This is a genomic window from Telluria sp. ZB2R32 (assembly GCF_059685715.1).
This window is the reverse complement of record NZ_JCASIG010000012.1, coordinates 32,995-47,165: the sequence shown is the minus strand read 5'-3', so window position 1 is coordinate 47,165 and position 14,171 is coordinate 32,995. Positions and strand designations below refer to the sequence as shown.

The following is a 14,171-nucleotide window of genomic DNA, read 5'->3' as shown; positions in this document are numbered from 1 at the left end:
TGACCATAGCAAGTCGGTCCCACCCCTTCCCATCCCGAACAGGACCGTGAAACGACTTTGCGCCGATGATAGTGCTGCAACCAGTGTGAAAGTAGGTTATCGTCAGGCTAGTTATAAAGCGAAGCCCGCCAGTTGAAACTGGTGGGCTTTTTGCGTTTTTACGCTAAATTTGGCTTGCCGCGCTCGCACTGCCCTGAACAACACGATCAAGGTCGAACCCCTTCCCAACGAGCGTCCCCACCTGCCGCAACTGCGCAACCAGCTCCGCATCCATCGGAATCCCGTGCACCAGCCGCTCCTCCTCGCACCGCGCCTGCCGTTGCCCCGGATACCGCGCCTGCGCCCCGGAAACGGCGAGGTAGTGCGCCGTCCACTCCGTGATGTGGCGCTCGAACGCCTCCCTGCCGCACACATGGTCGGGATTGATCACGAACAGGAAGGCACTCGCGGTCGCCACGCCGCCCGGCATGGCGCCGGCGGCGCCAGGCCCCTCGTAGGCCATGCCGCTCAGGCTGCCGGCCAGGCCTTCCACCAGCATCGCCAGGCCGATGCCCTTGTGGCCGCTCATCGGCAGCATCGAGCCGGCCAGCGCGGCGAGCGGATCGGTCGTCGGTTGTCCTGAAGGGTCGATCGCCCAGCCTTCGGGAATCGCCGTCGCCTTTTGCCGGACCGCAGCCAGGACATTGCCGCGCGCGACCTTGCTCGCCGCCATATCGAACACCAGCGGAACCCCGCCAGGCACCGGAAAGGCGTAGGCGATCGGGTTGTTGCCGATGGCCCGGTCCGTCGAACCCGGCAAGGCCATGATCGGCGGCGTGCGCTGGCAAATGAAGGCGATCAGGCCTCGTTCGGCCGCCTGCAGGGCATACAGGCCGAGGGCACCCATGTGTCCCGAATTGCTCACCGTGCCCGCCACGATGGCCGTTTCCTGCGCCTGTTCGATGGCAGCATGCATGGCCACGCTGGCGCTCAGCTGGCCGAGCGCACCGTCGCCGTCGCAGTGCAGGAAGCCATGGCTGGCCGCCGTGCGCGGCCTGGCTTGCGCACGGGTCAGGCCCGCGCGCAACTGGTCGACATAGGCCGGGACGCGCGCCAGGCCATGGGTGTCGATGCCGCGCAGGCTGGTGCGGACGATCACCTGGGCGGCGGCGGCGGCATCGTGCTGCGCGACGCCGCACCCGGCGAATGCATCGGTGATCCATGCGGTGAGGGCTTTGCTGCAATAACGGGAGATTTCCTGTTCCATGGCGTTTGTCGATGTCGATGTGAAGGTGGCAAGCCTGCGAGTCTAGCAGGGATGTCCGGCCGCAGCGCTGACCCCGGCAACGGTGAACTCGTGGTCCATTTGAACCCAGCCGATGTCGGCTGCCGTTATAATGTAACTAACCAACAATGACCGATAAGCAGCCGAACTTACTGAGCACTAACGACTTCGGAAAAGCTGACACAACTCGACATCAGGCATGCAGGAAGGAGGGCTCCGGCCGGACTCTCTCGCGAAGCGCCCGATTCTTTCTAACTGAGCAGGCTCGAATTCCAAAAGGCGCTAAGCTCTACCTCTGAAATCGGGAGGCAGGCAGTACATCATGAAGACGCAATTGCTTGAAGACATAGGATTAAGCGCTGAACGCTCCATGTCGCCGGCTGCAACCGCCGGGCATCCGCAAGCGGCAAACGAGGCGCCAGGCCGCGTAACCGCAGGGTCGGCCGGGCCTGCGGATCGCCGCGTTGCTATGGGCGTGTGGCGGCAAAAGCCCGCCGCCGAGCCGGCCGCCCCTGCGCTCGAGGAGGCAAGGGAGCCGGCACCCCGGTTACCCCAGGCTGTCGGGGAAATCGCCGCGCCGGAGGCGCAGTCCGTGCTTCCCGCGACCGAGCCGGTACGCACCGCGCCGCCGCCGGACCCGCTGTTCGACTTTACATTGCCCTTGCCGGGATCCCCGGCGCAGTCCCAGCGCGAGCCTGCCCTGCACATGGCTGAAGAGGACGCCCCTGCCGTGAACCCGGCGTCGGGTGCGACGCTGCCGCAAGACCCGGTCTTCGACTTCACGTTGCCCGCAACGCCGCCACAGGCAGCCGCCCCGTTCATTCCTGCTGCGAGCGGCCGCACGCAGTCCCCGCGGCGCTATCTGCTGTGGGGTGCGTGCCTGCTGGCCGGCGGGCTGCTCATCCAGGGCGGCCGCTGGTTGTACCAGGAACGCAGCGATGCCGGATCGCTCGCGCTCGTCGCCAGCCAGGCCAAGGAAGTAGCGCGGGTCGATGGGACAATCGCGGCAAAGGCGACTACGCTGCCACCCGTCGCCGGCGCGCGCGTGCAGCCGATCGCCGCCGCGAGCACGCCTTTGCCTGCCGTGCCGCCGCTGGTGATGCTCAAACCCGAGGAATACACTTTGTCCAAGGCCGAACCGGCGCCCTCGCCGGTGAAGAGCGAGGCGGCGCCTCTGGCGCGGCCGAAACCCAGGCAGGCCGCGAAACCACGGTCCACTTCCCCGATACCGAAGCCGTCGGCCCGAAAGGTGCAGGCACAGGCAAAGGCCGCTGCCGTGCCGGCAAAGGAGCGGCGCAAACGCGAGCCCGTGCGGCCGCCGGCACGCGCCTCCACCGTCGCCGCAAAAAAGCCCGCGCGCCCGGCTGCCGCGTCGGCAGCGACCTTGAAGGCATGCAGGGAGCGTGGCTATGGGCCGGCGCAATGCGTCAAGCGCGGGTGCAGTGTGACCCAGCATGGGTTCTCCTGCCGCGCGCGCTGACACCGTCGTCTTAAGACACAGCGGACACAGCGGACACAGCGGACACAGCGGACACAGCGGACACAGCGGACACAGCGGACACAGCGGACACAGCGGACACAGCGGACACAGCGGACACAGCGGACACAGCGGGTTCCGGCCAGGCAGCACCGGACCTGCCACTCACCCGTGCGCCTTCCTGCGCAGCACCGACGGCGACGCCCCATAGGCCGCTGCAATCGCGCGCGAAAAGTGCGCCTGGCTCGAAAATCCCCAGCGAAACGCAATCTCGCCGACTGCCGCATTCCGCGCTCCCGGGTGCATCAGCTCGCGGTATGCCATGGCAGTGCGCTGCGACCAGATATGCTCCGCCAGCGACGTGTCTTCCTGCGCGAACAGCCGGTTCAGGTGGCGTACCGACACCCCCGTGGCGCGGGCGACGTCGCGCGGGGAGAGGCCGGGGTCGCGCAGGTGCCGGGCCACGTGCATCCTGGCCGCGAGAACGTGTAGCAGCGAGCGTGGCAGTACGTCGGGTCCGCGCAAACCCGACTGCGCGATCGTGCGCAGTACCGTGTGGGTACATGCGGGCAGGGCGATGGCGCCGTCGCTCGTCGGCGCTTCCAGGTAATTGCGCAGGGTGCGGCGCAGCTCCGCCCCGAGTACCGCCCCGACGCCGCCGGCCGGGGCGATCCGAAGCGGGAGCTGGCCGACGCGCACGCCCCAGCATGCGTCAAGTTCGGCGACGGGGATGTCGACCAGGAACTGCTGCATGTCCGAGAGAAAGGCGAGCGTGTACGGGCGGCGCGTGTCGTACACGATCGTGTCTCCGGCCGCGAGCCGGAGCCGCGCGCCGCCCTGGGTGAACAGCGCCGTGCCCTTGACCAGGTGGCAGGCGAACACCGCTTCCTTCGGGTACATGCCGACCAGGCGCGCACTGCGCTCGACGGCGTGCGCGTTGCCTGCGATGTCGGCCAGGCCCATGCCGGGGAATGCGGCATTGGTCTGGCGCGCGAGCAGGCCGTCGGGCGACTGCGACGTGGTGCGCAACCCGACCAGTGCGCCGGCGTTGTAACGGTCCCAATAGGACAGCCTCTCGCCCGGTGCGACCGCCGCCGTGGACGCATGGGTGACGCAGGGGAAAAGGGCAGGCATCGTTGGTCTCCGTCAGTCGGCGCCGCTTCGGTGGCGGCCTTCGCAGCGTATTTCCCCAACATAGCACAGCGGGCGTGGTTGCGGGCAGGGCGCCGGCGGATGCCGCCTGCATGTCCCGCTCAGTCAATCGCAAGACCGGTTCCGGCGCTATATTGGACCTTCCTTCATCCATTCTTATAACGCAGGAGACTCCCATGGTAGACAAGGCCAACAATGAATTCTGGCGCGACCTGAGCCCGATCGCCAATCCGTTCAAGCCGCATGCGCTTCCCGAGGCCTATATCGCCGATGCTGCGTCCGAGGACGAACGGCTGTACGTTCCGTTTACCGACACCGTGTCGTCGCGCCCGCTCTGGATCTCGCCGTCGGCGAACAAATGGTGCGACATCCTGATGGCGAAAAAGGCCGGCCTGGTCAACCGCCACTACCATCCGCACGAAGTGTTCGCGTACACGATTTCCGGCAAATGGGGCTACCTCGAGCACGACTGGACTGCAACCCGCGGCGACTTCGTGTACGAAACGCCGGGCGAGGGCCATACCCTGGTGGCCTTTGAACACGAAGAGCCGATGCGCGTGTTCTTCATCGTCAGCGGACCGCTGATCTGGCTCGACGAGCAAGGCAACTCGGCCGGCCATTTCGACGTCCACGACTACATCGCGATGTGCGAGGCGCACTACGAAAAGATGGGTTTCGGCGCCGACGTGATCAAGGGCCTGATGCGCTGACCGGCGACCGCTGGCGTGGCCATGCCGCGGCCCGAACGCATCATGGCGCAGGCGCAGGCGCAGGTGCAGGCGTTTGCGTGCGGCGCAGGCGCGCCGCGAAGTCGCGCAGGAAGGCTTCGCGCCAGCGGCTGATCGTCTTCGCGCCCTGGTGCGGGCCTTCGCTCAGCGCGGGATCGGGATCGTCTGTCCACCAGTTCGGATATTTGTTCGAAGGCTGCCTGGCCCGCTCCGGGCGCGGCATGCGCGAAGTAAAGGCGCCGGTCTGGCCGTCGAGTCCCGGATGGTTGCTGGTGATGCGGTAGATCCAGGCCTTGTCTTCTTTCGGCGAGAGCAGCAAGCGCCACGAACCGTCCGCATGCGCGAAGCCCTGGAAGCTTTGCTTGTCGATGACAACGCTGGCATGCGGCGCGGCCGGCGCCTTGCCGGCGGGCCGGTAGACCAGTTCCACGATCGAAAAGGTTTCGACTTCGGTGTCTTGCGTCGGCGGCGCGGTGAAGACGGAACGGGGCCGCTCCCAGGCCCGCACGAAACTGCCGCCCCAGCCTCCGGCCCCGGGGTTGTCGGGGTTCGCACCCAGCACGTAGGCCAGCGACGGGGTGTCGCCCATCTTGATCCGGGGAGCGATGCCGGCGAAGTAGTCGCCCAGCGTGCCGACGCCTTTGACGTGGCGCGCGACGAAGGCCGTATTCCCCAGGTCGCCGGACTGCTGGCCGCCGCTGAACCAGCCCCGGTAAGTCGCATTGTTTTCGATGATCCAGAGGTCCGCGTGTTCGCGCGCCAGGTAGTCGTAGGCCACGGTCGACCATTTCTTGTTCGGGCCGCCGATCAGGTAGACGCGCAGCTTCGGCTTGATGTCGGGCGCGTCGTGCAGCGCCTGTGCCAGGTCTTCGAAGCCGCCCCACAACAAGACCCACAGCGGCCGCGGATCGTCGCGGCGGGCATGGGCGATGATCCAGTTCGAGCCTTCGGTCGGCTGGCCCCAGCCCGGCGGCGCCGCCAGGTCCACGCCGCCCTGCTTGGCAATGCTGCGCAGGTAGGCCGGCGCAGGATAGTCGCGCGACCAGGTCTTCAGGTTCGGGTAGTCTTTTTCGTAGGCGTCGATGATGGCCGACAGATGCCGTTTGCGATCCCGGCCCTCGCCCCAGGGCGAGGCGATCAAGCCTTCGAGGTCGATCGCGTCGGCGTAGAGGAGCAGGTGCACCAGCGACTGGAAATCGTCGAAGTCGGTGCCGCCGATGTCGGTCGACACGATGACACGCGGCTTGGCCGACCCTGCTGCCGTGCCTATATAAGGGGGCAGTGCGCATGCCGGAAGCGCCAGCGCGGCGAGGAGCAGGGCGAAGAGGCGGCGTCGGTTCATGTGTCATCTTCTTTGATCAAATGTCACTGGCCAGATCAGGCAAAGGGAAGCCGTCGATCACAGGACATGATCGACGGCTTTTTGCTTCGCGCAGACAGGGTGCGACTGAACAGGTCTTAGAACTTGTAGCGCGCCCCCACGAGGAACTCGCGCCCGGTCACGTGGTTCACCAGCACGCTGTTGCGTGCCCGGCTCACGAACTGGTCATTCTCTTCGTTGGTCAGGTTGACACCCTCGAACGTGAACTCCAGCTTGTCGTTCCACTTGTACGACACCGACAAATCGACGTTGAAGGTCTCGTTCTTGCCCTGCACGTCGTTGTTGTTCTGCGCCGGGACGATCTGCAGGTAGCCCGAGCGCTTGGCGCCGGTGAGGCGGGCGCTGAACTTGCCGTCGTCGTAGTAGAAGGTGGTGTTCCACGATTTCGGCGACAGGTTCACCAGGTCGTCGGTCACGGTGCCGCTGTTGGCCGCGGTGCTCGAGATCAGGTAGTTGATCTTCGAGCTGACCTTGGTGTAGTTGGCGATCAGGCCGAAGTCGCGGCCCCAGGCCGGCAGGAAGGTGAAGGGCTGCTGGTAGTTCAGCTCGTAGCCGCGCAGCTTGCCGCCCGGCGTGTTGGCGAACGAGGTGACGTCGAACACTTCGGTGCCGTTGAAGCTGGCCGGCAGCAGGGTCGTCGGCAGGCCGGTCTGGTTGAACGGCAGCGACTGGCGGATCGCCTGGACGTAGCTGTCGATGTTCTTCTGGAACAGGCCGAGGCCCAGGAAAGCCTTGTTCTTGAAGTAGTACTCGAACGAGGCGTCCATGGTCTTGGCGCGGAACGGCGCCAGGGTCGGGTTGCCGGAGTTGATCGACAGCGAGCCGGAGGTGGCGACGGTGCCGCCCGGGTTGAGGTTGCCCAGCGGCGGACGCGACATCACCTTGGCGCCGGCCAGGCGCACCAGGAAGTCCGGGGTCACGTTGGCGGTCACGTTGAACGAGGGCAGGAAGTCGTCGTAGTCGTTGGTCGCGGTGACGGGGGTGCCGCCGCCGGTGGCCAGGTAGCCTTGCGCGGTCAGTTTGGTCTTGACGTAGCGGCCGCCGATGTTGCCGCGCAGCGGCAGGCCATACACTTCGCTGTCGAAGTCGGCCTGCAGGAACACGCCCTTGTCTTCTTCCTTGATGTCGCGGTTGTTGCCGCGCGCGTTGCCGTTGGTGGTCGAGGTCAGCGTGAAGTCGCCGGGGCCGCCGGCCGGGCCGCTCTTGAGGCAGTTGCAGTAGGCGTCGTACAGTTTGGTGATGGCTTGCACGTCCGGGATCAGCCAGCTGGTGGCGCTGCCGGCCGGCAGGTCGAGGCCATCGCCGAAGCCGGACAGCACGCGCGTCAGGCCGGCCAGGCTGGTGCCGGCCGGCAGGCTGTAGATGGCTTCGCCGGATGCGTTCGGGCGGCGCGATTCGTAGGTCTTGAACTTGTAGGTCTTCAGGTCGGCGCCGCCCTTGAAGGTCCAGGTGTCGGTGGCGCGCCAGGCGAGGTCGAGGTGGGCGACGTCATTCTGGTTGACGGAACCCTGCGGGCGGATGCGGATCTCGCTCGGGGTGGCGGTGGTGACGCTGGCGGCGCCGGCAGGCACGCCGACGATGCCGAGCGCGTTGCCGGCGGCCGGGTCGAACGGGTAGGTGATCAGCGGCAGGCGGTCGCCGTTGCGGAAGTCGATCGTGTAGCCGTTGACGTTCGGCGCGTCCAGCGTCACCGTGGTCTGGGCCGGGTTTTTAAAATCCGACTTGGCGCGGCCGATGCGGGCATTCATCTCGAGCGTGTCGCTGATGCGGTGGGCCACCGTCAGGGTCGGCTGGGTGAACTTGGTCGAGAGGTCGTCGAAGCGGGTTTCGGAGCGGATGTCGACGCCGTTGAAGACGCCGTACTGCAGGCGGCCCTGGGCGTCGTACTCGGCCTGCACCACCGAGGTTTGCGGCTTGCCGCCTTGCGAGGCGGAGCGGCTGAACGAGATCGCTTCCAGGTAGCTTTCTTCGCGCGTGGCCGACAGGTCGGCGTACAGCATGTCGAGCGAAATGCGCGTGCCCTTCATCGGTTTCCACTCGAACGAGGCGGTCAGGCCGACGCGGTCCTGGTCGTGCGTCAGGCGGCCGTAGCGCGGCAGGCGCGGGTGGAAGTTGGCGGCGTTCGAGGCGGTGTTGTAGGCGGCGGTGGCGGCAGCGCTGGCGGGCAGGCGCGTGGCGGTCGGGAAGCCGGCCACCGGGGCCGCGCAGTTGGCGGACGTGACGCTGCCGCCCAGTGGGGCGCACCAGCCGCCCGAGGACGGGCCGTTATCCCAGCGCACGGTCGAGAAGCCTTCCTCGTAGACGTTACGTTTTGAAAAGGCGCCCGAGACCAGGAAGCCCATCGTGTTGTTGTTGAAGGTGTTCGACAACATGAAGGCGGCGCGCGGGTCGGTGTTCTTCGAGATGTCGTTGTAGCGCCCCTTGACCATGGCGGTGGCGTTGAAGCCGCGCTTGGGGGTGTCGAACGGGCGCATGGTCTGCAGGTCGACGGTGGCGCCGAGCGAGCCTTCCTCGATCTCGGCCGAGGAACTCTTGCGCACCGTGAGGGAGCTGAACAGTTCGGAAGCGAAGACGTTGAAGTCGAAGCCGCGGCCGCGGTTGTTGCCGCCCGAGCTGTCGGTGCCGCCGGTCGTGGCCAGGCCCTCGATGCCGTTGATGCGCACGCGCGTAAAGTCGGAGCCGAGGCCGCGCACGGTGATGCTGCGACCTTCGCCGGCGTCGCGGTCGATCGCCACGCCGGGCACGCGCTGCAACGATTCGGCCAGGTTCGTGTCCGGGAACTTGCCGATGTCTTCGGCCTTGACCACGTCGACGATGCTGTTTTCCGTCCGCTTCTCGTTCAGCGCACTCTCGAGCGAGGCGCGCAGGCCGGTCACGACCACGGTCTGGGGAACCTCGGTCGTTTCCTGGGCGTGGGCGGGGGCGCCGATGGCCAGCAGGGCCGAGGCGAGGATGGTGAGCTTGAGCGGAAGGGCGGGGCGGTGCATGCGAAAGTCTCCTGATGTTTTACGTTGTTGTAGGTACAGCAATGTAAAGAAGGTAACTCTTTCCTGCTGACACGACCAGATTTAAATTTGGTCGGGCCACTTCACTGTTGTATTCAGGCCACTTTCAGCCGCTGGTTTGATCGGTGTGGCATGCAGTCGCGTCAGAAAGCCAGACGAAACCCGCTGATGCGTTCCAGGGGATTTGATAAACTGCCGCCTTTGGCCGGTGGATCGCATCGCATCACATGACTACCCATGAGTGACACAGCAAGGCAGGGCTTCCTGCTGACGCGCCACTGGCGCGACGATGTTGGCAACCACGGCAACCGCGGCACCCACGGCGACGATGGGACCGGCGGCGTGGAAGTCGAACTCTGGCTCGCCACCGACGACGGTCCCTGCCGCCTGCGCCTGCCGGCGGCGGAGGCGGTCGCCTTTGTCCCGGCCGAACAGGAGGCGGCGGCGAGGGGTCTGTTGCAGCGGGAACGCGGCGTTGAACTGCGCCCGCTGGCCTTGTGCGACTTCCGCGGACGTCCTGTGCTTGGGCTGTACTGCCGCCACTACCGCCATCTGCTGCGGCTGGAGAAGCGCCTGCGCGAGCACGGGATCGACGTCTACGAGGCCGATATCCGTCCGCCCGAGCGCTACCTGATGGAGCGCTTCATCACGGCGCCGGTGGCGTTTACAGGTACGCGGGCCGCTGGCGACCCCGCGCTGCTGCTGGGCGCACACCTGAAACCGGCGCCCGGCTACCGTCCGCGGCTGCGCACCGTCTCGCTCGACATCGAAACCACCATGCAGGGCGAGTTGCGCTCGATCGGCCTGGAAGGCTGCGGCCAGCGCCAGGTGTACATGCTGGGGCCGCCCAACGGCGACCCGGCCGGGCTCGACTTCGCGCTGGAATATTGCGACACGCGCCTGGCCTTGCTGGAGAAGCTCGACGCGTGGATGGCGCGCCATGATCCGGACGCCATCATCGGCTGGAGCGTGATCGGGTTCGACCTGCGCGTGCTGCAGGAGCACGCCGAACGCCTGGGGCATCCGCTGCGCATCGGCCGCGGCGGCACGTCGATGGAATGGCGCACCAATGCGAAGGCCGGCACGGAACGTGAAGCACGCTATTTCGCGGGCCTGCCCGGCCGCCTGGTCATCGACGGCATCGAGGCGCTGCGCTCGGCCACCTGGAATTTCCCTTCGTTCAGCCTGGAGAACGTGGCGCAAAGCCTGCTGGGCGAGGGCAAATCGATCGACAATCCCTACGACCGCATGGCTTCGATCGACCGCATGTTCGCGCAGGACAAGCCCGCGCTGGCGCGCTACAACCTGAAGGACTGCGAACTGGTCACCCGCATTTTTGAGAAGACCAACCTGATGGCCTTCCTGCTCGAGCGCGCCAGTGTCACCGGCCTGGCGGCGGACCGCAGCGGCGGATCGGTTGCCGCGTTTGAGCACGCCTACATTCCGCTCATGCACCGCCTGGGCAGGGTGGCGCCCAACATCGGCGACGTGCCCGGCGCGGACAGCCCGGGCGGCTTCGTCATGGATTCGCGCTCGGGCCTCTACGATTCGGTGCTGGTGCTCGACTACAAAAGCCTTTATCCGTCGATCATCCGCACCTTCCTGATCGATCCGGTGGGACTGGTCGCGGGGCTGGAAGAGCTTGAACCCGACACCGTGCCGGGCTTTCGCGGCGCGCGCTTTTCGCGCACGCGGCACTGCCTGCCCGGCATCGTCACGCGCGTGTGGGAGGGCCGCGAGGCGGCCAAGCGCGCCGGCAACCAGCCGCTGTCGCAGGCGCTGAAGATCATCATGAACGCCATGTACGGCGTGCTCGGGACCACCGGCTGCCGCTTCTTCGATGCGCGCCTGGCTTCCTCGATCACCATGCGCGGCCACGAGATCATGCACCGCACGCGCGAACTGATCGAGGCGCGCGGCTACCACGTCATCTATGGCGACACCGACTCCACCTTCGTGTGGCTCGGTGGCGCTGGTGCCGGACCCTATGCCGACATCGACGCGCTGCGCATCGGGCACGAGCTGGCCGAGCACGTCAACGGCTGGTGGCGCACGCACCTGCGCGAGGAGCTCGGGCTCGCGAGTGCGCTCGAGCTGGAGGTCGACACCCATTTCCGGCGCTTCCTGATGCCGACCGTGCGCGGCTCGGACGAAGGCAGCAAGAAGCGCTACGCCGGCCTGGCCGGCACGCCCGGAGGTGGCGAGGAGATCGTGTACAAGGGCCTGGAAGCGGTGCGCACCGACTGGACTCCGCTGGCGCAGCAGTTCCAGCAGGGCCTGTACGGCCGCATCTTCCGGCGCGAACCCTACGAGGAATACGTGCGCGACTACGTGGCGAGCACCCTGCGCGGGGACTTCGACGACCTGCTCGTCTACCGCAAGCGCCTGCGCCGGCCGCTCCACGAATACGAGCGCAACGTGCCGCCCCACGTGCGCGCCGCCCGCATCGCCGACGACTTCCATATCGCCCGGGGCCGGCGCGCGCAATACCGCAACGGCGGCTGGATCAGCTACCTGATGACGACCGCCGGGCCGCAACCGATGGAAGCCTGGATGGAAGAACAGCGCGCGCCGATCGACTACGAACACTACCTGGCAAAACAGTTGGAACCCGTCGCCGACGGCATCCTGCCGTTTGTCGGCGACAGTTTCGCGCGCCTTACCAGCCCGCAGGGTGCGTTGTTCTAACGCCATTGCCGGATTCGCCGGCGATGGTGCGGCCGCGCATGTCGACCGCACCGCGCATCATGCAGTGGATCTTATTGCGCCTGCTCCTGTTGAAACTGGGTACGCTGCATCTCGACTTCCTGCATGAATCCTTCGAATTCGGCAGCAGTGTCGATACGGCGTACGACCTGGTCATTGCTGTTCTCAAGGGAAAAAGTTCCGTTTCGCTCCAGAACGCCCAGGATGGTAGCCCGGACATTCGCAAGTGACGCATCGGTACTTGTGGTGACTAGAGCAGTCCATGTGTCCTCAGCAATCGAGACGTCGTGTTCCAGAAAATGTAGTGTGAAATTCATCGTTTATCCTCGCTGAATAATTATTGACAAGCCGGTCGTGTCGCTCATCGCAAAGTTCCTCGCAACTATTCCAGGTTACGAGGCGATGCGATCGGGCCCCGCTGGGCTCGTGTGGAAAATCGCATGAAACAGTGGTGTCATCGGTTTTGGCCAGGCGTCGCATCGTCATGCGCTTCTTCTCGATCACCGAATGAAAGCCATGATACTGTATAAACGTACAGTAGCTGCGCACGCTAGCGATGTTGCACTAAGATATGAATAGTCGGGGATCGGGCCGGGAATGCCCTGCTGGGCAACGCGCGGCTGCGACGTTAAACTCGTGCAGGCACTAACGAGCCGCCGCCGAAGCGCTGTCGTTGCTTCACTGGGCGGCCGACGGACCAAGGACGTTTGATAACACCTTTTTTTGTGGTCAGAACGACAAGGTCGTATATTGGGCTATTCTGAACGGCTGCATCCGGCCCAGGCTGTGTAAAAACGTAGGCCATGTAAACGAACCCGGCTCGGTAAGCGTTGAGGAAGTATCTCATCACTGGGGTGTCAAATGAAGCGCTTTATCGAAGGCGAAGATCGCGGACAAGGGACACTGCTTCCTGAACTTCTGGACGACTACGTGACTCAGGATAATCCGGTTCGAGTGGTCGATGTATTTGTCGACGAACTTGATCTTTGCAGTCTCGGATTCGAGCGCATGCGCCCGGCCAAGACTGGACGACCGGCTTACCATCCCGCTGTGCTACTCAAGCTCTACATTTACGGCTACCTCAATCGTATTCAATCGAGCCGGCGGCTTGAGCGTGAGGCCCAGCGTAACGTCGAGCTGATGTGGCTCACGAGACGCCTGGCTCCTGATTTCAAAACGATTGCGAACTTTCGGAAAGATAATGGCAAAGCGATCGGCAAGGTCTGCAGGCAGTTCGTCGTGCTTTGCCAGCAGCTGGATCTGTTTTCGGATGCAGTTGTTGCTATCGACGGCAGCAAATTCAAGGCCGTCAACAGCAGCGATCGGAATTTTACCGACGCAAAACTCAAGCGCAGGATGGCAGAGATCGAAGCGAACATCGGTCGCTATCTGGCGGAACTCGATACCGCTGACCGGCAGGAACCGGCCACTGCACAGTCGAAAAGCGTTCGTCTCAACGACAAGATTGCAGCGATGAAATCTCAAATGGCGACGCTCAAGGAAATTGAAGCGAAGCTGATAGAGACTGGCGAAACGCAGATCTCGCTTACTGACCCGGACTCGCGCTCGATGATGGCACGCGGTTCGGGAATTGTTGGCTACAACGTGCAGACCGCAGTCGACACCAAGCATCATTTGATCGTCGAACATGAGGTGACTAATAACGGCAGCGACCGCGACCAATTGTCAAGCATGGCCAGGAAAGCCCGTGCTGCAATCGGTACGACGACACTGACAGTAATTGCCGATCGCGGCTACTTCAAAGGTGAGGAAATCTTGGCCTGTCATGAAGCAGGCATCTCAGTCTTGGTACCTCCTACGAAAACCTCAGGTGCCAAGGCCGACGGTCGATTCGACAAGGCCGACTTCATATACGACCCAGTAAAGAACGAGTATCGCTGCCCTGCAGGCGAATCCCTGATATGGCGTTTCGCAAGCGTCGAAAAAGGCATGAAGCTGAATCGGTACTGGAGCTCGAACTGCAAGAGCTGCCACCTCAAGGATAAATGCACGCCGAGTACGCAACGACGGGTATCTCGCTGGGAACATCAGGACGTGCTCGACGAGATGCAGATGCGCCTCGAGCAGAATCCCGATGCCATGCGAATTCGGCGTTCCTCGGTTGAGCATCCGTATGGGACGATCAAGTCTTGGATGGGGGCGACACACTTCCTGACGAAAGGACTAGAGCGCGTCGCAACCGAAATGAGCCTGCACGTGCTTGCCTATAATTTCCGGAGATTAATAGCGGTGCTCGGTATCACTGGCATGCTGGCTGCAATCCGGGCCTATGCCCGGTTTCCGCAGCGCTTTGGCTTGCTTCGGAGGTTTTGGCTGCTCGGGCCGCCTAAATATCGCGCAGAGATCACGGGGGGACACAGCCCTTCCTGGCACTCCGCAATTAAACCGAATTCTTACTGAAGATGGACCTGCCGCTCAATTTCACGTTTTTACACAG

General features: G+C 64.5%; 8 protein-coding genes, 1 rRNA gene and 1 pseudogene. 6 read left to right on the top strand and 4 right to left on the bottom strand.

What is annotated here, in order from left to right; all coding sequences use genetic code 11:
• A 5S ribosomal RNA gene (gene rrf / locus AC56LG_RS24325) occupies positions 1–108 on the top strand; the annotation flags it as partial.
• A 55-nt stretch (positions 109–163) separates the two neighbouring features.
• Here rrf and AC56LG_RS24320 read toward each other — a convergent pair.
• Positions 164–1,246: an Ldh family oxidoreductase gene (locus tag AC56LG_RS24320; RefSeq protein WP_497168611.1), complete on the bottom strand. Its 1,083-nt coding sequence runs from the start codon at positions 1,244–1,246 to the stop codon at positions 164–166.
• A gap of 340 nt (positions 1,247–1,586) precedes the next feature.
• Here AC56LG_RS24320 and AC56LG_RS24315 point away from each other — a divergent pair, with 340 nt between their 5' ends.
• Positions 1,587–2,744, top strand: a complete 1,158-nt coding sequence (locus AC56LG_RS24315) for a hypothetical protein (RefSeq protein ID WP_497168610.1) — start codon at positions 1,587–1,589, stop codon at positions 2,742–2,744.
• A gap of 162 nt (positions 2,745–2,906) precedes the next feature.
• On the opposite strand, the gene AC56LG_RS24310 is transcribed toward AC56LG_RS24315, so the two are convergent.
• Positions 2,907–3,875: a helix-turn-helix domain-containing protein gene (locus tag AC56LG_RS24310; RefSeq protein WP_497168609.1), complete on the bottom strand. Its 969-nt coding sequence runs from the start codon at positions 3,873–3,875 to the stop codon at positions 2,907–2,909.
• A 194-nt stretch (positions 3,876–4,069) separates the two neighbouring features.
• Here AC56LG_RS24310 and AC56LG_RS24305 point away from each other — a divergent pair, with 194 nt between their 5' ends.
• Entirely contained in the window at positions 4,070–4,603 is a 534-nt protein-coding gene (locus tag AC56LG_RS24305; RefSeq protein WP_497168608.1) for a 2,4'-dihydroxyacetophenone dioxygenase family protein, read from the top strand.
• 40 nt (positions 4,604–4,643) lie between these two features.
• Here the strand turns inward: AC56LG_RS24305 and AC56LG_RS24300 are convergent, their stop codons facing one another.
• A complete protein-coding gene (locus AC56LG_RS24300; RefSeq protein WP_497168607.1) occupies positions 4,644–5,963 on the bottom strand; it encodes a DUF1593 domain-containing protein in 1,320 nt (439 codons plus the stop codon).
• Positions 5,964–6,079: 116 nt separating this feature from the next.
• Positions 6,080–8,989 (bottom strand): TonB-dependent receptor, encoded by a 2,910-nt coding sequence (locus tag AC56LG_RS24295; RefSeq protein ID WP_497168606.1) that lies wholly within the window; start codon positions 8,987–8,989, stop codon positions 6,080–6,082.
• Positions 8,990–9,244: 255 nt separating this feature from the next.
• Between AC56LG_RS24295 and AC56LG_RS24290 the strand changes: the two genes are divergently transcribed.
• From AC56LG_RS24290 to AC56LG_RS24280, 3 genes and pseudogenes are all read left to right on the top strand, one after another.
• Positions 9,245–11,695, top strand: a complete 2,451-nt coding sequence (locus tag AC56LG_RS24290) for a DNA polymerase II (protein WP_497168605.1) — start codon at positions 9,245–9,247, stop codon at positions 11,693–11,695.
• 38 nt (positions 11,696–11,733) lie between these two features.
• Entirely contained in the window at positions 11,734–11,943 is a 210-nt protein-coding gene (locus AC56LG_RS24285; protein ID WP_497168604.1) for a hypothetical protein, read from the top strand.
• Between the two features lie 631 nt (positions 11,944–12,574).
• Positions 12,575–14,002: pseudogene (locus AC56LG_RS24280) on the top strand (IS1182 family transposase); the annotation flags it as partial.
• Positions 14,003–14,171: the final 169 nt, after the last annotated feature.

Coding starts and splice junctions, on each gene's coding strand:
- AC56LG_RS24285 (WP_497168604.1), top strand. CDS start 11,734: ATGTCGACCGCACCGCGCATCATGCAGTGGATCTTATTGCGCCTGCTC.
- AC56LG_RS24295 (WP_497168606.1), bottom strand. CDS start 8,989: ATGCACCGCCCCGCCCTTCCGCTCAAGCTCACCATCCTCGCCTCGGCC.
- AC56LG_RS24300 (WP_497168607.1), bottom strand. CDS start 5,963: ATGAACCGACGCCGCCTCTTCGCCCTGCTCCTCGCCGCGCTGGCGCTT.
- AC56LG_RS24320 (WP_497168611.1), bottom strand. CDS start 1,246: ATGGAACAGGAAATCTCCCGTTATTGCAGCAAAGCCCTCACCGCATGG.
- AC56LG_RS24290 (WP_497168605.1), top strand. CDS start 9,245: ATGAGTGACACAGCAAGGCAGGGCTTCCTGCTGACGCGCCACTGGCGC.
- AC56LG_RS24310 (WP_497168609.1), bottom strand. CDS start 3,875: ATGCCTGCCCTTTTCCCCTGCGTCACCCATGCGTCCACGGCGGCGGTC.
- AC56LG_RS24305 (WP_497168608.1), top strand. CDS start 4,070: ATGGTAGACAAGGCCAACAATGAATTCTGGCGCGACCTGAGCCCGATC.
- AC56LG_RS24315 (WP_497168610.1), top strand. CDS start 1,587: ATGAAGACGCAATTGCTTGAAGACATAGGATTAAGCGCTGAACGCTCC.